We start from the raw sequence: 19,064 nt of genomic DNA on the forward strand, positions 1-19,064 counted from the left end.
AAAATAATTATTTTCAATTATACATACTTTATTAAAATAATGGTATATAATTTAACAAAAAATAAATATTAAGTAATGAACAATTTAAGATTGTTGCTACCATAGTTAGATGATAACTTTACACTTTGCTGTTCATTCTTTTTTGGCCCTAATTAAAAAATTGATTTTATGGTTGCAATTAGCAAAACTTTTCTCTATAATAGTTAATGTTCTTGTTAGAGCAATGGTCTGGTAGCTCAGCTGGATAGAGCAACGGTCTTCTAAACCGTGGGTCGTGAGTTCGAATCTCACCCGGATCATTTTTATTGATTTTTATTGATTTTTATCAATATTCTATCTTGCTATATCAACATTCTAATGTTTGTTGATTTTAAATAATTTTAAAGTTGGCTAACATTTTGGCTAACATAAAAGCCACTCTTTACAGAGTGGCTTTTTTACTTATCTACATTTTTTATCTCAGTTCTACGTTGTTCAACATATTCTAAAATATTTTCTAAGTCTTCTTTTGTAGCTAAATTAAGAATAAAGCTTTTAGCTGTAGACCGTTTATTTATATATGATTTTCTTTCTTTGTTTTTTTCGTCCCACTTTTTGTTTGCTTTTCTTTGTGCTTCACTTACTTTGTTATCAGCCATCTTACTGCTCCTATTGCTATTAATGCAATTAATCCTGTTAATAAAAGTGTTTTAGGTCTTAAATCAACTTTAGCATTAATAGTTGTGTTGCCTTTGTGAAAATGATATTTATAAATTTTCATTGCTTTTATTCCTCTTACTAATTATAATTAATTTTAGATACAACAAGCAGGGGATTTTATTCCCCCACTTGTTCTTGATTACTTTTTAATGGTAATCTCGAATGCTACAATTCCTAGATTGATTTTGAAGCGAAATTCTAGGTTTGTAGCTTTTTTCTTTGACTTCTTTTTCTTCTTCATTTCATCACCTCCTTACATATTATATAATACACGCTTATGCGTATATTGTCAACAATATTTGATAATTAATTTATATTTTTTGCACAAAAATAAGCACTCCAGGAATTACTCCCAGAGTGCTTATTTCATATTTTACAAAAAAGCCACCCAGAAATTAATCTGAGTGTCTTATTTATTTGTTGAAACTTGACAAAATATATCGTTTTGGTAAAAAGATACACATTGCTTGACTGATGTACACATTTTGACTAAGTAACACTATTTGTAAATTTCATAAAATTATTTTTACTTTGTGTCACTAATCATTTTATACTTACCTGCTCTTATTGGAAGTTTGTTCATAGTTAATGTAACCTGCATACATTAACTTTTCTGTAGCTCTTAGGAAATCTTCTGGAGTCCAAATTTCCCTCATTTTTTTAACCATTGTATCAAAGTCATAATTATACTTCGCCATGAGTTTTTCCCCAACTATTTAGTTAGTGCAATATTGGCACCGCTGAATCCTTTTTGTAGGTCTTTAGCAAACTTGGCTTTTGATACGCCAATTTTAGGCAGATATTGCCACGGGTCGGTGTGGTCTGTATCAGAATACCCATGCTGCACAAGCCATGAGTGTGTTTTGATTCCACGATATGACCCAGTGTCCAAGGCTAGTGGTATGCCATACTTTTTAGCTGACCATCTGAGCCAATTTACATAGTGTTTGTAGGCTTTCATTGCCCGTCTATGATTACTGAACTCACATAATTCAATTTGTACAGGAGCCAAACTATTGGCAGGACTACCTGCTCCCCAAGCCACATAACCCAACTCGCCAACTTGATAAATTGAGTGGTCGTCAATGACAAAATGCACATACGTCTGGCTTACATTGATACCATTTTTCATGTTGCGTGCAATCGCCCAAGCCTCGCCATTTGGTGTAGCGGTAGAGTGAGCAATAATAAAGCGTGGTGTAGCTAACTGTGAGCTGCCCTCATTACTTGCCAGATTGTACTTGTTGTTTATCTTCAACTTTGGCATCCTCCTTTTTTTCTGTATTCATCTTTGCTACTTCTTTTTCAGCAAACGCTCTGATTACAGCTTCAAGTGTGGCATCCACTTTTATACCATGACTCACTAAGGCATCTTCAACACCTGAAATAACATTATCCATTTTTGTTTGTCCGTCTAAGTCAGTGGTTTCAGCTTGTCTAACAAAGGCTGCAGCTAAGTCTTCTATAAATAACAATGCCTTGTTTTTAGTTGCATGCTTACTACTGTAAAAACCCACTAAAATTGCCAATAAAAATAACCCTGCGTAAACAGAGTCAAAGATTAATTTTGTCATGTTTTAATTCTCCTTGTTTTTAATAGGTAGTTTTGAAACCTGTTCATAGAGCTTAGTTCCAGAACCATTACCACCTAGTGTGTGATAGGTGTTATATATCTGGTTTAATCGGTTGCATTGTTGTTCAGTTTGATAGCCCTGTTTTTCTATCTGGTGGGCTAGTTCATCTAAATCAGAATGCAGGGCTTCAATTTCTCCCGTTTTCAAAGAGTCTACAACTCCTTGTATTTCTTTGATTGATTGAATAATTGAGGGAAGCTGGTCTTCCAATTTTTTTCTTTGTTTATGGTTGGCATAATAGGTTTTTATTAACTGGGCAATCCAGCCAAAAAAACCGACAGAAGCCAAAAAATCAAAAACGTACTCCCAATCTAAATTAATAAAATGTGTCACTTGCCATTATCACTCTTTCTTTTTTGTTTTTTTATACAGTTTGATTGATTGGATAATCCTGTCCTGTTATCTCTTTGTAATCGGTTGTATTTATTGAATTGCATTTTACAAAATAGGCAACGTCATTATTGGTATAGCAACCAAAACTGTAATAAAACTTGACAAGATTGACCATTATTTCATGCATATCCATTATTTAGCACCTCCTGTAGTAGTGTTTGTATTAGTTGCATTTTTATCTGGCGTTGGTGGTGTAGGTACATTAGGCACGCTAGGCATATTAGGCTTACCAGCTAACATTGGTGCTAACATTTGTAGTAATTGTGCTGTGGCTTCCGCTTGCTTTTCTTGGGTCTGTTGGATTTTGTCTAATGCACCATTAGTTTCTTTGGACACTGTTGTTTGTTGCTCTTGTACGGCTATAATAGTTTGCTTTGCTGTAGCCAGTTGCTCTTTTAGTGCTGTTATTTGCGCACCTTGACTATTGGGGTCATTTTCAATCCATGAGTGAGCTGTCCAATCATACTTAGGGGACTTTAATCCAGTTGGTGCCTCGATTACAATCGGATAGGTTGTAATGTCATGCTTTTCAACCAGTAATATGGGTTCACAATCTGTGTCACTATTGGATATATACCCTATCTGCTTCCACATTGAATTTTCGTTAATCTCTTTTTGTAATTCTGCTGTTTTTTCTGCTAAATCCATTATTTTTTTCTCCTTTAGTCGATTTCGTAATTTCTCGTATCCTAATCTATAATTTCTACATAGTCTTTAGATATCCATGTTCCGGGCGAGTATTTTGATGAGGCGTTAAAAATGTAATAGCAGTTGCCATATGTCATTCCAATCACATATCCCAATGTGCCTGGACTAATAGTGACTGCTCCACCCAAGTTATTATAGTAATAGGAGCCATCAAAAAGAACCCCGTTCTGACTTATATCCCAATTTTTTACAATTTTTACTTTTTTGCCCACCAAGTCCCCAGCCACAAACCTATGTCCGTTGATAAACAGATTATTTACATTTGTTAAATCCATTAATTTCCCTCCTTATGGTGTACCGACAAATACATTAGGGTGGCTATTTGAGTAGGCTAGTCCGCTACTTAAATCTGAAGATAAGTGATAAGTTTCTCGATTTTTAAGCTCGTCTATCTTCCCTGATAGTGTGGCTAAATCTGCTCTGTAATCCTCAATTGCTGGCACCCAAGTCATATCTGGCGGTATATCCGTGTCTTGCCACTTACTTGCTTTAAGGCATCCATATTTTCCCGTGTAACTAGAGTTGCTAGTGAGTAGAATTGTTACCCAGTAGCAACTATCAGGTGTCGTAAAGGTTACGCTTACCCGTTCTTTTGAGCCTGCTGTGACAATAGTACTGTCTACTAAACCGCCACCATTATTAACCTGCAATTTTGCCCCTGCTGAACCACTTGAAAAAGCAGTGTAGTCAATATCAACGGCGACTGTATACTTAGTGTTGGCATCAGTCGTAAGATGGATAACATCAGTTGACGCGTTAGGTGGTATATTTTTTGTTTGCTCGCTAGTACCTTTTAAAAGATTAGGAGCATACATAGGCACTGATATATTGCCGTTTGTAGGGCTCTTACCATTTACTTTTTTAACGCCACCAAATTTGCTATCTGCTTGCGATTTGCTGTATACGTCACCTGCATTTGCTTTATCAGCCAATTTCCTATTAATGGCATCAATATCTCCTCCAACAGATATTGATGCTAACTTATTGTCAATTTGTGATTGCGTGTAAACATCACTTGCATTTGCTTTAAGACTTAGCCGATTATCTGTTTGAAATTTTGTATAAACATCATTCGTATTAGCTTTTTGATTTACTTGATTAAGTAGTGTTGTGTAGTCAATATCTGTCGTTATCCGCTTAAAAGTGTCACGATAGTCACTCGTTCCTATACCTATGCATCTAAAAGACCACGTTATATCTGTATTATTGGGCATATCATATAATACTAAAATTTGCATATTATAATAATCGTCGTATTTTTTTTGAATCAAAAACCCTTTAGCTCCTTTAATTGCAGTCGAAGGCAAAGCCGTAAGAGCATCAACACGTTTAGATGTGGTTAAATCGACACCGTTCAGACGATAAATACCCAAGTTAATAGCTAGATCTAGGTCAAAAGGCGACGTTGTAATTGTATAATCTGGATGATTTAAATCGGGTAAAACAATATTTGCCACTCCACCAGCATCAGGTTCAACGGGCGTACCACCGTTAACACTAATCTTTTTCAACTTTCCAACTTGATCTAATTTTTCATTGATTTCAGTTTTGTTGTATACATCACTAACATTTACTTTACCGTCTAACTCTTTTTTGACTTTAGTCAAATCTGCTTTTGTTGCTGAATTCGAGTCGTCGACAATCACCGATACATTATCTGTACGTCCAACAGCGACAAACATTGTCAAGCTAAACTTAAATAGAACTTTATTTTTATAATCCGGCATAAACTCAGGCGCAATAGCTGTTGTAATAGCATAGAGTATCTCTTTATCTTGTCCATCTTCTTTGGCAAAAAGCCCAATCGTATTAATGTTATAGCCATTACCTAAATCTTTATTATTAAAAAGTAGTTCAGTACCAATAACAATACTTTTATCTTGCGTTGAATCAGCTACATTATTTATGACCCCATATTGCATTAAACTAGGCAACTCAGTTAGTTGCTGTAAGTCAGCCATACTCTTATTAGCTAGTTGTTCAGTCGAAGTTGCCGCTCTAGTAATTGCAAACCTGGCTGTCCCCTTATTCGCACGGGCCATTAAATCCAGACCTTGGTTGGTTAAGATCGTTTTATTGTATTCTGACAAAAATATCACTTCCTTTAATTTTTTATTTGTAAAAGATTAGCCTGTACAGTTACATCTGCTCTAGACCATGTACCAACCCCAATTTTGATGTTATTGGTAATTTGTACTTCGTTTAAAGCCACTCTAATTTCATAGACCATGTTAGCTGGCAAATAAATATTGAGTAGATACTTGACATTATCAATCTGCTTGCTAGTAATTTCTGCACTTTTGGCTTCGACAATTGCATCCCTTTTGGGACAGTCAACCCTTATAGTGGCAGGTATCTTCAATGTTACAAACAGCTCTCGCATGTACCTAATTGTGATTGGTCTAGGCGGTAACAAGCGCATTAGTACCTTGTTCTGCCGCATTTGTAAAGTATCACCTGATGCTGGCTTAATACCAACTTGGTCTTCAAAAACGGCTATCCCTTTAGCGTCTGTTTGCGTTACAAACTGATTTAAAAGTAGTCTTAACTGCTCACTCTCAGCTCTATCCAGCACACCCCCTTGAGCATACATGATTGCTTCCATCTCATAGACGCCATCATAGTAATCTGGTAAGTAATCCATTAGATTGTTAGCCATCTAGCACCACCTCTCCTAATACTGGTAATTGTGAAGTCTGGTTATTAAAGGTCAAAACTATATCGTTATCAGCATTGTTTAATTTTGGCACCGACGCGTTAACCACGCCTTCAGTCATCATAATTTGTGACAATACCTTAGAGCGATAGATTGTTTGCGCATAACCACGACCTATTGTGGGGTCAGCCCTATTCCAAGTCTGTCTTAGTAACTTAAAGTAGGCTTCAATTGCCGTCTTAATGTTGGCTTTAACAATATCTACACCATGATTGCCGTCAATATTTATAGTTGCTGAAATGTTAACCGTAAAAGGTGTAGGTGCTACAACAGTTACTTGATGGTCGATTGGTGCTATACCATAGCCATTACCCTCGCTGTCAGCAGGGTCAATGATATTTTTAACCTTTTTAACTAAGTCGGCACTAGCAGGCATTAGATTATTGTCAACAATTACCAACTTAACTGTTCCTGCACCATTCCAGACGGGATAAACCTGACCAGCTCCTACCTCTTTAATCTTAGAAAGCATAGCTAGATAGTCGGTAACATTGCCCCCGTAAGCTATCCAATCATCTGATCGTAGCAATCGGTCACGCAAGTGGTCATCTGTTTCTTCATCCCTTGCAGGAGCCACTATCTCGGTTATTTCTGCCCAGTTTAATGAATCGTTAGACGTTACAGGCATAACTTGACCTATGTAAGAGTTAGCCCTCGTACCGGGCTCGTCAGCGGTCATTTCAGCCGTAAAATCATCGTTAACCTTTTGTACGGTATAAAAAATAGGCGTTTCACCAATGCTGGCAAATTTATCGCCTATTTGTACGTTATTAATCGGATTACCATCTGAATCTAAAAACTTAGCTTTAACTTCTGTCTGTGTAGCGGCATAGCGAGCAGTTCCATGTTCAGCTGCTCGATAATCTAAGAACTGTCCTTGCGCAGTCTTGATATATGTCTGTTTAATAATGTTAGCTCTGTCTAGTGACTGTTGTGCCATTACCATTGCGGCTGGCGCTAGTGCATCATATACTATTGAGCCTTCACGTTGGTCAATGTCATCTGGCACACTATCTAGCATTAGATTTAACCAATAATCAAAATCTTCAGCCATATAACTAGCCGCTAATTCATCAGGGTTCATCAAGACTCACCTCACTGTCTATATTAATATCACCAAAAGCTGTTATGCATATTCCTTTGACTTGCAAAGTATCACGACTAATTTGTTCTATTTCATCAACTTGAACATCAGTAACTCGATCGTCCGCTAATAGTGCCTCTTTCAGCATACGTTCAACTTCAACTTTAGCATAACCCATATCCTTTCCAATTAAATCGTTAAAATCGTTACCATACTGGTCTGAATAGATGGGAAAAACTAGACGCTCTGTTTGCAGGATTTTATCAACGGCTTGAATCATAGCTTTTTGTTCGTCAATCTTGCCACGAATACGACCATTTTCGATTTTAAAAGTTAAGGTTGGTTCATCTTCGAATGATTCGTCATCGTCATCATCTGTATCGATATCTTCATCGTCCAATTCTGCATCATCAACTTCATTATCGTCATCAGTGACTACAATGTTGTCTTCGTTATCCATGACTATGCCTCCTCTCGCTCAAACAAGTAAAACTGCTGACCACCGTCCATGCGTATCATCGTGACCTTGTCACCTTTTTTAAGGCTATTGTCGAATTCCATTTCTTTAAAGGTAATATCTTCACTGACTGTTGGACGATTTCCCGATACATTCCCAATCTGATCACTGTGGGATTTAACTTCAATTTTTGCTTTGCCTGGCAGTTTAAACTTGCCAATATGCTTGCCTAGAACTATAAAGTTATCATCAATTACTATGTTGTTAGCTAATTGTACTTTTAAAGGCTTAATTGAGTTCACAACCCCATAAACCACATCAGAATATTCACTATCTTTACCACCACGCTCCTTTAGCATCTTGATTAAGAGCTCCCCAGCCATTCTGCACCTACTTTCATTGTTAAATGACAATTATAATCAGTACCAAAATTATGTTCTGCCTTTAGAATTGGACAGTTTTTCAGAGTTTTCCCAAGGTCATTAATTTTAATCGTAACTGCGTTACCGGCTACTAAATCAATATGCCCGATACAGTCAATTGTTAACTCCTTGTTAGCTCTATTTTTCTTGCGTAGCTCATCTTTAGCTTGCTTGACCATCTGCGCATGATTAGCTTTATTTTTTTTATTAATTGTTTCTTGCAATTTGCCCCACTGTTCAGACGATTTACCTGCAGCACTGGCCGACTTGAAACTAGTCCGCTTAGGATCGTCTTGTTTGGCAGTAGATGATTTCGCTTGTGATTTCTTGGTATCTTTCTGAATTACTTTGACCACATTTGCCGTATTATTAATATCAACGGCATAAGAAAAGCCGGTCATTGCCGACTTACTACCAATTATTATTTTTAACTTCTTATATGGTGCTCTGCGTAACTCCACCACATCATAATTACAGTATATGTAGTACATATGCTTGGTGGCTATCCTAGTTTTGACAATCGCACTCTTCACCATATCAAAGTAAGTCTTACCATCACATACTTCAGCCGAAACCTTATGAGTAGGCTTATCAACCACTTTATGCTTAATGCCAGCTCGCTTGCATACATTGTTGAACCGGTCAGCAATTGTTCCGGATTGCCAAACAATTGAATCCTGATTCTTGAGATACCTTGATTTGTCATAGCACGTTACGCTCACTGTATTGTCTTCTTTAACCTCGTATTTAAAAACATAGCCATAAAAAATCTTGTGGTGGTCCCACCTGAAGGTAATAATGTCGCCCGTATAAGGAATAATTTGATGAGCATTCTGAATCAAGTCAAATGTTAATTCGCCAGCACTAAAATTCAAGTCAGTAGACCATTTAATATTGGTCACTACTTGCCTCAAATCATACGTAGTACCTTTGCCATTACTTTTAGATTTACGATACATATTACTACGGCGCTTAAGTTTAAAAGTTGTAACTGTCATGCTTTTTTCACATCACTTTTTCTGACCCAGCCACGTGCAGAACCATTTATGCCAACGCATATTGGGAACTTATGACCAGTGGCAATGTTAATCACAGTCCTCTTAGAATTTTTTTCGTAACCCCCAGGGCCATTGCCATTTGAGTCCATATACAACCTGCCACTAACTACAACACTTGAGCCAACTCCAAATTTTTTTGGCGGTGAAATCCGCTCTTTACCTTTTTTGGATTTTTTCTTCTTTTTATTTTTAGAAGTAGAAACTTTAATTGCTTTAAACTCGCGATACTGTTTCAACTCCAGTGTATACTTGTACTCTTCATCGTAGCCATCTTCAAAGCCATATTCAAAGCTTTCTACTGTCATTGGCAGACTGATTTTTGTATTAGCCACAACAACCTGCATATGTCCTTTAGCTTTTTGGATTTTTTTAATGAAATCAATATAGTACTCTGGTTCTTGAAGCTCATCTACAGCTATATAAGTAGTCTCATTTAGTGGAAGCGTACTTTCGATTGTTATATCTACCAATTTTAGATTACCCAGCCGATTAATCTCACCAAGATTGACGACCGTTTGACTCTGGTCATCTCCCTCATATTTGAGCTTTAACTCAGCCGGGTTAACCGGCAATTGGATAGTTTTGTTACTTTTATAGTTTGTCAAAAAAACGCCAAACCCATCCATTATTTATCACCCTCTATCTCTTAGCCCAAAGATTTCTCTTGTTGAGCAATAATCTTATTTTCTAACGCTGCTAAAAGCGTATCAGCATCATACTCGGCACTACCCGAACTATTAATTTGAATGGCACCACTCTCGATTGTGATTGTCGATGAGCGGTTGTCATTGCTTGTACTGTTTCCGCCAAATCTTGCATTGGTAAGACCACTAGGTCTGCCAGATTGATTAACACTGCCATCATAGTTAGCGCCAACCGTATCAGGTGTTGCAGTAGCAATCATGGCGTCACTAGCGCTTGCTATTAAGCCTTGTGTACTGTTCATCCCAATAGCCATACCCTTACCGAGATAACCACCTATTTCAGCAAAAAGCCTTGACGGTGAGTGAATTTTCGCTTTAGCCCGTGCGGCACGATCTGCCTGGGCAACTAATGCATCAGCGGCGGCTGCAACTTCGCCTACTGCTGACCGCATTCCAGCTGCTAATCCTTGTCCAATCATTGCTCCTGCGCTAAACATCGGACCAGCTCCTGCTTGAGCTATTGCAGCCGCTCGACTAATCGCGGATTGAATGCTTGCTAAAAATTCAGCAGTTTTTGCTCTGCCCATTCTAGGACCCGGAATCGGTCTAACTGTAGGCATTATTGGAGTCGGCACTTTTGGTCGTGCTACTTTAACATGGATTGTTTTGACTTTAGGCATAGTTGGCTGTGGCACCTTAGGTTTGACAACCTTAATATGCAAGGTTTTAGACTTAGGCATTGTAGGTTGGGGAACTTTAGGCTTAGCGACCTTTACATGCATGGTCTTAATCTTGGGCGTCTTAGGTGTGGGTACCTTAGGCTTAGCAACTTTAACTTTAATTGGCTTAGAACCTATTTGAGACTGCATCTTCTTTTGGGCAATTCCAGCTGAACTAGTATCGGTTTTAACCTTGGCTTTAAGCGGGTTCTTACTAATGCTTTGCTGAAGTTTATTAACGGGATCGCCTACTGTTGTGCTATTAATTTTTGCCTTTAGTGGCTTAGATGCTAGCTGCTTTTCAATTTTTGCATTTGGATTAGTGTCAAATTGATAACCAATTTTTATTTTTTTATTAGCTAATTGTTTATTTAAATCTATATTATTTAAACCGTTTATCTTACTATTTTGAGCAGCTATATTTGGCATCTTAATACTGTCTAAACTAGATTTAGTTGTTTTAGCTTGAGCATCGATTCCCTTAAGTGAACTAATCACAGCACCCGTTGCTTTGAATTCGTGCGCGCGATTTAAAGAATCGAACATATGACCAATATCATTACCTGCGTCGCTAAAAGCCTTACGCATCCCGCTAAAACTAAAATCGCCGTTTTTAATATCGTTAATGGCAGAACCAAATGCTTTAACACTATCTCCAGCTGCCCTTAATGAATAAACAAATGCTGAAGCTGTGCTTATAATGCTTGTCAGCGCATCTGTAAGCGCACCAATGCCAATAGCAATGCCGTAAATAGCTCCAATACTAATAGTACCTAATGCTTTACCTATTGCTGATAAAACTCCACTCGCTGGTGCAAGTGCTTCACCCAAATTACTAAATGCACTACTTAGTGGTGCAAATATTGTCCCGATATTGCTAAACAAATTAGACATTGTGTTTCTAAAATTAAAAAGATTGGTCTGCCAAGCATAGACAGCTCCAATAATTAAAGCAGTCACTCCTGCAATCACAAGAGCAACAGGCCCCGTGATTACAGAAAAGGCCCCCCCTATCATGCTACCAATTTGAGCAATTTTTGTGGGCAAAGTCATTAGTGTTGAAATTATTGAAACAAAATTGTTCGAAAAGCTACTGATTCCACTAGTAATTTTTCCAAACACACCAGCTATAGCACCAATACCTTTCATTGCAACAAAGGCGGTTGCTAGTGCAGTGACAGCAGTTGCAACGTGCTGCAGTTGACCTGGATCTAACGAGCCAATTATTTTCAAACCTGCTGCTATTGCGGCAAGCTTAAGGCCATTAACGCCAAGTTTTAATGCTACAAACGCAGTTGCTAACATTTTTAGTGCGCTAGGATTAATTTTTGATATCGCCTGCACAACGTTGGCAATCCCAGAAGCCATGGTTAATGCAAACCTTCCAACGCCTTGGCCAATGCTATTAAGCAGCCCTTTCAGACCTTGATTATTAGACAAGCTACTAAACAGCGTCCTTATGCTATCTCCAATATCTCGAATTATATCAACAAATTGATTTTTGCTGAATTGGCTAGTAAAGCCTTTAATAAAGGCACTACCAGCTGTTTTTATACGATTGATTCCGTCAATTATCTTATCGGCAAAATTGGCAAAGTTTACCTTCCCCAATTTATCAGTAATGCTACTGATTACCTTAATACCAATCTCACTTAACTTTTTGAATTGCGGCTGAACCTTGTTGGCTAGCGTCTCTTTTAATCCGTCCAATGCTTGACCAATAGTTTTGTATTGTGTGGCCATTTTACTAAAGTTAGCGTTAGTACCAGTTTTGGCAATTGCGTTAAGGAAGTCTTCCGTTTTAACCTTACCATCTTGGACAGCCTTAACTAATTCCTTAGTATTCATACCCATTGTTTTGCCGACTGCTGCCATACCTGCTGGCGTTTGTTCTAGCATTAACTTGAAGTCCTGCCATTGAACCATTGGCTTAGCCGCCATCTGGGTAGCCTGCTCAGACAACGTTTTCATAGCTTGTTTTGGATCAGTAGCAGCTGCAGCCAATCCACCAAAGCCTTTAACTAAAGCCGTGGTGTTTTTTGTTCCAACAGCTGCTAACTGACTATACGTCTGTGCCATGTCAGATGAGGAATAGATGGTATCTTGGGCAAACTTCTGCAACGAATTTTTAGCGGCATAAATTTGTGCCGGACTCTTACCAATCTGGTGCATATTACCTTCAAATGTTGACCAAGCTACTGTTGAATCATTTAATTCACCTACAAAAGCACGAACACCATTGCCAGCAGCACCCATTGCCGAACTAATCATACCGCCGATTGCTGAACCAGCAATTAATTGCTTAAGCCCTATATTGGCTGTATTGGCACTGTGACCCATTCTCTCAATACCGGTAGAGCCTTTGTTCATTTCTGCTTTAAGCCTGTTAGCAGCGGACATACTACGCTGCATTCCCGAATTAAATCTATTTAGTACATTACTAAAAGCATCATTAATCCTAAGAGTCCCACTAATTGTAGCCATTTTTTACCTCCTTTCTATTTATATCTTCTAGCCTCACGTTCTGCTTCTTTTTGTTGCTTTTCTTCGGCTTCAACACGTAAGTCAATTGTAGCCTGTACCATTGCTTTTTCTCTTAGTGTTAAATTGCCATATTGGCTAGGTGTCCAATGATATTCGTTAATGCAGTAATAGCAATAATTGAAGTCCCGATTGGACTCAATTAGTTTTTTGCTATTTCCACAAAATTGCTTAATTTATCCGCATCAAAGCCAGAAATTTCCGAAATAGCTTCTAATAAGTCGCCGTATTCTCCCGCCTTAGCAATCATTTTCCGCAACATTTTAGCTGGTTCGGCGATACAGCCCCAGCTTCTTTGTAGTTTCTCGTCATGTAGATTAGGTACTACAACAGACTTTTCGATTAGTAGGTCAGTAAACTTGTTACTGTCTGACTTTTCAACTTCTTGATAAGTCTTCTTGCTAATCATTCTAGAAGTCGCTTGCTTCTGCAATTGATCGAATTCTTCAGAAGTAATGCTCTGAATTACAAAGGGCTCCTTATAGCCTGTAATTTTGATTTCTTTTGTCAGACGCTCTTGCTTTACATTTTCAGCTAAAAAATCGTTAACATTATATTCTTTTTTGATAGTCATTTATTATTTCTCCTTATAAATCAAACCCAGTGAACGGTGTTACCAAGTTAATCTGTTCAAAAGTAAAGTCTGTCTTCCATTGCATAACCCCATCATCAGCTTTAAAGTCTGCCAGCGGAATATCGTTAAGGTTAACTTCTCCTAAGTGGATTGTCTGAGTACCAGCCTGACTAGTTGGGTCGTTAATCGTAAAAGTAATCTCAAAGTAAAGGTCTTTCCCGCCTTGAACATAAGGCAAAGCATATTTTGTCCAATTGGAACTAATTAAATAGCCCCCAATTGAACCCGTACCTTCCACAGATGTGACCTTTTTATGTTTCCAACGACTGCCAAGCGTCTGCACGTCCTCTTTATTTTTTTCGAGTTTTGCTGAAAATTCATTACATTCAATCAATGGAATAACATTGCCATTAATAGTGATATATACTTTCGCATCTTTGGTTGAAATTGTATCTCGGCCATTTAAAAAACTGCCTACTGTACTTACTGTTTCATCTGCCATTTATTTTTACCTCCTAATTATTGAACTACCATTGTCATATAAAGTTTCTCCATCGAATCCAATGGAGTGATTGCTAGATTAACTAAAATAGAATCACGCTCATCCCCTGCTTCAACAGCAATATCATTGGTATCAAAGCCGTTAATTATCCCGTTATCTGATAGGCTTTGTAAATAACTTACGATATTAGCTTTGAACAAATCACGACCAGTTAAATTGTTCGTAATTTTGCCAATAAACATTTCTTCAAACGTACGTTTGATTCTAGTAACAATCGTATCCATTGTTCTAACCACACGATTTTTGCTAAAGAATACTGGCTTTTCAGCAGTAATCTTAGTTAATGAATTAATATCCTGTTCAATGACTACCGCTTCATTCCGCTTAGTTGTAAAGACAATTTGTCCTTTTTCTAATGCATCAATAGTTTTGTCGTTACTGAGTTTCGGATAAGCACTAATAGCATCTGGATATTCTACATAAGTGAGTGATTTGGCAGCCGTTGCTGAACTTGATGTGCCTGCAAAATAACCGGCTGCTACTGTGGCATCTAATTCTGTACCATCTCCAAGAACAACTCCGTTTGCAACCGTGGAAACACCTTCATAATTAACTATGTCAGTTGTTACTGGGACAACACCACGTACTTTTATATCGTTGTCCTCACGTAAATGCTTAATTTCTTCCACTAATTGTTTATGCAATGGACTATCGACTGGAAAACCTGCCGTAGTGGCTACGTCATAGTCTTCAGTTTCTAATGCATCATTAAGCAATTCAGTCATTTGTACTGGTACCGTTGTGCCACCTGTTAAATCAACAGTTATAGGATTTTGCAATTGCTCTAGTTTAGATAACATAACCGTTGGCGTATTGTTCCCCGAACTATCATCTTGTGGGCTAGGCTGTGGAGCCAATTCACCATTTACCTTGAATTTCACATAATCATTGTCCATTAGCTTTTCTGGCTTATCAACGTCAATAACTTGTTGATCAACCAATTTTGTGCCAAATAGAGTTGATACTGTAACTTTGCTGTCTTGTTTTTGCACAGAGATATGTAATTTATTGCCTTTAGTACCTGGATAAATAGCTGTAATCGTCCATGGTAAGGCAGGGTCTACTTTAGAAGCAGGTTGTCCATCATTGTTATTAAGTAAAAGTACTGTATCGGCTCCTTTTAGCACTTCATGTAGAGTCTGCAACTCTGACTCATTAAGGTCATGACCTAACAAAGCTTTAAAATTAGATTCATGAGTTAATTTGATAATTCCCTTTGCTCCCCAGTTAAGTTCTGTACTGATCGGTAATAGTGTGCGTCCAATTTCAGCGCCAGTATTATCTTTACCCTTACCAACAACATTGATATAGGCACCTGGTCGGCGTTTGTTTTGTGTTTTCCAACTCATTTAATTTGTCCTTTCAATTTTTCATTTTGTAACTTTACTTCGTCTTTTTTATCAGGGTAGAAACGCCCCCAAATTTCAAATTTATAAATTAGCGTATTGTCTTCTTGTTGTTGCACTTCAATGTTTCTAAGGGGCGCATAGTCTTTTAGTTCTACCAATCCGCTTAGCAAGTAATCTTCGACACGTTCCATATCAGTCTTAGGATTGTTTGGATTAGGAAAGTAGATAACTTGAAAGCTTTGCTTACGCATCTGTCTATCAAACAATTCTGGAGTAGCGATTATACTGATTTTCTCAATAAAAAAAGACGGCTCGCTAAAACCATCTGCTTGATTTTCAGTGTAAATTATTGCATTTGGAAATATCCGTGCAATCTCGTCAGCAACACGTTCAATTATTGTCAATCATCCATCAACCTCCTCATCATATCCCAAACAATCGGTGTTAATAGCTGTGGCATTTGGCCACTTGTTTGGTCCGTTGCTTTTTGTAAAAAGTGCTGACCTGGTACCCAACTAGCTTTTAGTCGCTTGCCAATTACTGGCACGTACTGTCCTACTTTTTGCCGGTGACCATTCTCCACAAACGAAGCATAATTTTTACTATTACGCAATTCGACTGTTATGTCTGAATCGGAAAAGAATGGTCCTTTGAGTTGCCAACTGCGTCTTAGATCGCCAGTTTTAACTGGTGTGTTTGCTTGGGCATTACGTTTATAAGTCTCCCCAACATTTTTTACACTCTTTTTTACTTCATTTTTTAACTCTCCACCAGAAACTACTGCATTAACATGTTTAGCAAATTCTTGAAACTCTTCATCATCAAAACTCCCAAATGCACTCATGCTTTTTCGTCCCTTGTCATTGCTACTTCTTGATGACTAACATAGCCCGAATATCCCTTACTTGAACGCTTGTACTTGATAACCTTGCCATTGATATCAGTCACTTCAATTGTTGCTCCTGCTGGAATGTATAACCCAGTTCTGATTAACAAAGTCGCATCATACTCATCTGTGCCAAAAAACGACTGTTCACCACTTTTTAATCCTTTGAGGATAACCTTAGCTGGCTCATCGGAAACAATCGTCACAGGCTCGCTTGTGGTTATATGATGTTCATTAACCACTTTCTTGGTGGTTTTTATGGTCACCTTATCAGTCCATAACTTAGGAGCAATGTCCTTTAACTTGTTAAATGCATCAATTACCATTGCAGTCTCCTAAAATGGTTCAAATCTACAAAGAAATCGTCTGTAATCGGATTTAACTGTTGTACTTTAGCATATATTTCAGCTGGTGAGCCAAAATTAACTGATACATCGCCTTCACTAATTGAGTTGACTGTGTCACTATTGCCATTTGTCCAATTGTGTGTCTGAACTAATTGCACACACATTGCGGTAATCGTAGTGTCAATGTCAGGTGGTAGTTCCTCAATCGGAATGTTGGTGTAGTTGGCCACTGATTGAATCACTCGATCTAGGCTAAAACTCACTATGTCGGCATTAACCTTGTCACCAAGCAATTGGGTGACCTTATCTTTAATTTTTTGTTTGCGTTCATCATTCATTTTTACTTCCCACTTTTGGCAGTTTTAGTACTTTGGCTATCATCTTCTAGTGTTTGACCACTAACACCCTGTTGTACTGGCTTATCAGCAATCACGAATTGAATACCTGCTGTTTTGGTATTAAGCAGTAAAACATCGTTGTATGATTGCTCATAGTAGAGATAGTTACCGCTTGAAGCTGCACTTGGTTGGTCAAAACCTGCAAAACTATACTTTTCCGGAGCAATTTGAACACCGTTGTAAATTAACATCATTTCAATTTGTTTAGCTGAGTCAATTGTCTTAGCACCAACAGTAAAGTCATATGCGGTCTGCATTAAATCAGATGGAATAACCACAATCGTTACATCATCTAAGCTGTAAACTGTCCGTTGAATGCTGTTAGGGTCTTTTAATGTTAAGCCACGATTCAGTGCCTCAGCACGCTTCAAAATTGCGTTAATCTTGGGAGTTACGTACAGATAACGGTTTTGGTTTGGAATACGCGCTTCATCAAAATCAACCATCATATTGTCAAATGCCGTTAAAATGTTCTTCTCATCAAGCGTATTATTAGTAATTCCCTTGCCACTATCTTTAGTTTGTTTTTCTAAAAACAGCTTGCTAAACATGTATTTGTCCATTTCAGGCATCTTTTCGTCTAAGTTAAATTGACGAGTAATGTTAGCCATTGAAATAACATAATTTGATTCATCAACGTCTGATGGGTCAACTAAAGTACTCCAGTAACGTTCATTCTTTAATTCATAAGTATCCCAATCGTTACTGTAGTTTGGCGTAATGTCCGTAATAGTCCGTCTTGCTCGGTCTTTGCGGCCTTCTAAAATAGTTAATCTTGGTAATTTAATGTGTTTGGCGCCATCAAACGTAATCATTGAATTTGATGGTGAATTCCATAATGGTGCTGTATAAAGATGACCATCATAAAATCCTTGTTGAATTGCTTGTTGATATGCTTCTGCATAATTAATTGTTGCTGGCATTATTTATCTTCTCCTTTAAATATATTTGTCATAGTTGCTACCAAATCAGGGTCAGTCTTAGCTCCTCCACCTTGTGGTTGATAAGGCTCTTTCTGACCCTGATCAAATAGGTAACTATCAGATTTTTGCAATGAACTAATTTGGTTGTCTAGTCCTTCAAGTTCTCCTTTGTCGTTTAACTTGACTTCGTCCATATTCAAGAGAGCTTTAGCGGCCTTTGTATTGCGCACCTTGGCACCAGCTAAGGCTGTATCGACTGCACTGTTTAGCTTGGTCTGCTTTAATTCCTTACTCAGGTTCTCAGTGTCTTGCTTATACTTGGATTGCAATTCTTTGAATTGATTACTCAGTTCTTCGTTATCTCCAGCTTGCTTTTTTAACGCCTTTAAATCTTTATCACGCTCTGCAATCTGGCTCTGTAGCGACTCATTGGTCTTGCCTAGCTCATCTGTCTTAGCTTTCATTGCCTCAACTTCAGCACCATGCAGACCCATGACCTTGTCAATCTGTTCATCGTTTAAATCTAATTTCTTTAATTCTTCATGTTTCATCTTATTTCCTTTCTCGCGATCTTTTACGTGGGGCGACTACTTTCAAGGTATAAAAAATAAGCCTTTTTACGCCATGCTTGGGGCAAAATAAAAAGCAGCTGTTAGGCTGCTTTAAATTTTATTTAATCAGTGGAAGCCAATCTCTGACTTCTTTAAAAATTCTATATGCTTTCTGCATCATTGAGTTTTCTGCAAGATACTGCAATCCATCACTTGTTATAACCGTACTTTTTCTATTTCCTAACAATATGCCACCATCTAACACCGGTGAGAACGTAAGTCCTTTAATGTAGCCATCATCACTTAGCATCTGTAGCGTGCGAATGAATTGTTGCTGAGATATATCGAAAGTATCAGCTTTCAATATATTAGGGTCTGCATCTTGACCATTTTCATAGC

At 37.8% G+C, this 19,064-nt stretch carries 27 protein-coding genes and 1 tRNA gene; 1 reads left to right on the top strand and 27 read right to left on the bottom strand.

The features are described from left to right. Window positions 1-225: 225 nt before the first annotated feature. Window positions 226-299 (top strand) — tRNA-Arg (locus F5ESL0237_RS04620). Between the two features lie 138 nt (window positions 300-437). Here F5ESL0237_RS04620 and F5ESL0237_RS04625 read toward each other — a convergent pair. From F5ESL0237_RS04625 to F5ESL0237_RS04745, 27 genes are all read right to left on the bottom strand, one after another. Continuing rightward, window positions 438-638 (bottom strand): hypothetical protein, encoded by a 201-nt coding sequence (locus F5ESL0237_RS04625; protein WP_122024762.1) that lies wholly within the window; start codon window positions 636-638, stop codon window positions 438-440. Next, entirely contained in the window at window positions 620-760 is a 141-nt protein-coding gene (locus F5ESL0237_RS08395) for a hypothetical protein (protein ID WP_158592427.1), read from the bottom strand. Before F5ESL0237_RS08395 ends, F5ESL0237_RS04625 begins: the two co-directional genes overlap by 19 nt. 493 nt (window positions 761-1,253) lie before the next feature. Further along, a complete protein-coding gene (locus F5ESL0237_RS08400) occupies window positions 1,254-1,397 on the bottom strand; it encodes a hypothetical protein (protein WP_158592428.1) in 144 nt (47 codons plus the stop codon). Between the two features lie 14 nt (window positions 1,398-1,411). Continuing rightward, window positions 1,412-1,957, bottom strand: a complete 546-nt coding sequence (locus tag F5ESL0237_RS04630; protein ID WP_158592429.1) for a peptidoglycan recognition family protein — start codon at window positions 1,955-1,957, stop codon at window positions 1,412-1,414. Further along, window positions 1,923-2,273, bottom strand: coding sequence for a phage holin, LLH family (locus F5ESL0237_RS04635; RefSeq protein WP_122024764.1), 351 nt, complete (start codon window positions 2,271-2,273; stop codon window positions 1,923-1,925). The genes F5ESL0237_RS04630 and F5ESL0237_RS04635 overlap by 35 nt, the downstream gene beginning before the upstream one ends. 3 nt (window positions 2,274-2,276) lie before the next feature. Beyond that, the gene (locus tag F5ESL0237_RS04640; protein ID WP_122024765.1) at window positions 2,277-2,666 is read right to left on the bottom strand and encodes a hypothetical protein; all 390 of its coding nucleotides are present in this window, start codon (window positions 2,664-2,666) and stop codon (window positions 2,277-2,279) included. A 31-nt stretch (window positions 2,667-2,697) separates the two neighbouring features. Then, on the bottom strand, window positions 2,698-2,859 hold the full coding sequence (locus F5ESL0237_RS04645; RefSeq protein WP_199688765.1) for an XkdX family protein: 162 nt from the start codon (window positions 2,857-2,859) through the stop codon (window positions 2,698-2,700). Beyond that, window positions 2,859-3,374: a hypothetical protein gene (locus F5ESL0237_RS04650; RefSeq protein ID WP_122024766.1), complete on the bottom strand. Its 516-nt coding sequence runs from the start codon at window positions 3,372-3,374 to the stop codon at window positions 2,859-2,861. Before F5ESL0237_RS04650 ends, F5ESL0237_RS04645 begins: the two co-directional genes overlap by 1 nt. A gap of 41 nt (window positions 3,375-3,415) precedes the next feature. Beyond that, window positions 3,416-3,709, bottom strand: coding sequence for a hypothetical protein (locus F5ESL0237_RS04655; protein WP_122024767.1), 294 nt, complete (start codon window positions 3,707-3,709; stop codon window positions 3,416-3,418). A 12-nt stretch (window positions 3,710-3,721) separates the two neighbouring features. Then, the gene (locus F5ESL0237_RS04660) at window positions 3,722-5,524 is read right to left on the bottom strand and encodes a hypothetical protein (RefSeq protein WP_122024768.1); all 1,803 of its coding nucleotides are present in this window, start codon (window positions 5,522-5,524) and stop codon (window positions 3,722-3,724) included. A gap of 14 nt (window positions 5,525-5,538) precedes the next feature. Beyond that, the gene (locus tag F5ESL0237_RS04665; RefSeq protein ID WP_122024769.1) at window positions 5,539-6,093 is read right to left on the bottom strand and encodes a putative phage tail protein; all 555 of its coding nucleotides are present in this window, start codon (window positions 6,091-6,093) and stop codon (window positions 5,539-5,541) included. Continuing rightward, window positions 6,086-7,234 (bottom strand): baseplate J/gp47 family protein, encoded by a 1,149-nt coding sequence (locus tag F5ESL0237_RS04670; protein WP_122024770.1) that lies wholly within the window; start codon window positions 7,232-7,234, stop codon window positions 6,086-6,088. The genes F5ESL0237_RS04665 and F5ESL0237_RS04670 overlap by 8 nt, the downstream gene beginning before the upstream one ends. Next, window positions 7,224-7,694, bottom strand: coding sequence for a DUF2634 domain-containing protein (locus tag F5ESL0237_RS04675; RefSeq protein ID WP_199688766.1), 471 nt, complete (start codon window positions 7,692-7,694; stop codon window positions 7,224-7,226). The genes F5ESL0237_RS04670 and F5ESL0237_RS04675 overlap by 11 nt, the downstream gene beginning before the upstream one ends. A 2-nt stretch (window positions 7,695-7,696) precedes the next feature. Beyond that, on the bottom strand, window positions 7,697-8,074 hold the full coding sequence (locus tag F5ESL0237_RS04680) for a DUF2577 family protein (protein ID WP_122024771.1): 378 nt from the start codon (window positions 8,072-8,074) through the stop codon (window positions 7,697-7,699). Continuing rightward, on the bottom strand, window positions 8,056-9,111 hold the full coding sequence (locus tag F5ESL0237_RS04685) for a hypothetical protein (protein WP_233551907.1): 1,056 nt from the start codon (window positions 9,109-9,111) through the stop codon (window positions 8,056-8,058). The genes F5ESL0237_RS04680 and F5ESL0237_RS04685 overlap by 19 nt, the downstream gene beginning before the upstream one ends. Then, a complete protein-coding gene (locus F5ESL0237_RS04690; protein ID WP_122024772.1) occupies window positions 9,108-9,797 on the bottom strand; it encodes a hypothetical protein in 690 nt (229 codons plus the stop codon). Before F5ESL0237_RS04690 ends, F5ESL0237_RS04685 begins: the two co-directional genes overlap by 4 nt. A 20-nt stretch (window positions 9,798-9,817) precedes the next feature. Continuing rightward, complete coding sequence (locus F5ESL0237_RS04695; protein ID WP_122024773.1) at window positions 9,818-13,018, bottom strand: tape measure protein; 3,201 nt, start codon at window positions 13,016-13,018, stop codon at window positions 9,818-9,820. 199 nt (window positions 13,019-13,217) lie between these two features. Next, window positions 13,218-13,649: a hypothetical protein gene (locus F5ESL0237_RS04700; protein ID WP_122024774.1), complete on the bottom strand. Its 432-nt coding sequence runs from the start codon at window positions 13,647-13,649 to the stop codon at window positions 13,218-13,220. Window positions 13,650-13,662: 13 nt separating this feature from the next. After that, the gene (locus tag F5ESL0237_RS04705) at window positions 13,663-14,151 is read right to left on the bottom strand and encodes a phage tail tube protein (protein WP_122024775.1); all 489 of its coding nucleotides are present in this window, start codon (window positions 14,149-14,151) and stop codon (window positions 13,663-13,665) included. A gap of 17 nt (window positions 14,152-14,168) precedes the next feature. Then, window positions 14,169-15,560 (bottom strand): phage tail sheath family protein, encoded by a 1,392-nt coding sequence (locus tag F5ESL0237_RS04710; protein ID WP_122024776.1) that lies wholly within the window; start codon window positions 15,558-15,560, stop codon window positions 14,169-14,171. Continuing rightward, complete coding sequence (locus F5ESL0237_RS04715; RefSeq protein ID WP_122024777.1) at window positions 15,557-15,964, bottom strand: DUF6838 family protein; 408 nt, start codon at window positions 15,962-15,964, stop codon at window positions 15,557-15,559. Before F5ESL0237_RS04715 ends, F5ESL0237_RS04710 begins: the two co-directional genes overlap by 4 nt. Beyond that, window positions 15,961-16,404, bottom strand: a complete 444-nt coding sequence (locus F5ESL0237_RS04720) for an HK97 gp10 family phage protein (protein WP_122024778.1) — start codon at window positions 16,402-16,404, stop codon at window positions 15,961-15,963. Before F5ESL0237_RS04720 ends, F5ESL0237_RS04715 begins: the two co-directional genes overlap by 4 nt. Further along, window positions 16,401-16,766 (bottom strand): hypothetical protein, encoded by a 366-nt coding sequence (locus F5ESL0237_RS04725; protein WP_122024790.1) that lies wholly within the window; start codon window positions 16,764-16,766, stop codon window positions 16,401-16,403. The genes F5ESL0237_RS04720 and F5ESL0237_RS04725 overlap by 4 nt, the downstream gene beginning before the upstream one ends. Further along, a complete protein-coding gene (locus F5ESL0237_RS04730) occupies window positions 16,766-17,131 on the bottom strand; it encodes a hypothetical protein (protein WP_122024779.1) in 366 nt (121 codons plus the stop codon). Before F5ESL0237_RS04730 ends, F5ESL0237_RS04725 begins: the two co-directional genes overlap by 1 nt. A gap of 2 nt (window positions 17,132-17,133) precedes the next feature. Further along, window positions 17,134-18,114, bottom strand: a complete 981-nt coding sequence (locus F5ESL0237_RS04735; RefSeq protein WP_233551909.1) for a capsid protein — start codon at window positions 18,112-18,114, stop codon at window positions 17,134-17,136. After that, entirely contained in the window at window positions 18,114-18,665 is a 552-nt protein-coding gene (locus F5ESL0237_RS04740; RefSeq protein WP_122024780.1) for a phage scaffolding protein, read from the bottom strand. The genes F5ESL0237_RS04735 and F5ESL0237_RS04740 overlap by 1 nt, the downstream gene beginning before the upstream one ends. Before the next feature lie 118 nt (window positions 18,666-18,783). After that, window positions 18,784-19,064: YjcQ family protein (locus F5ESL0237_RS04745; protein WP_122024781.1), on the bottom strand; the 281-nt coding region annotated here is incomplete at its 5' end.

Source organism: Lactobacillus sp. ESL0237 (assembly GCF_003692985.1).
Lineage (GTDB): Bacteria > Bacillota > Bacilli > Lactobacillales > Lactobacillaceae > Lactobacillus > Lactobacillus bombicola.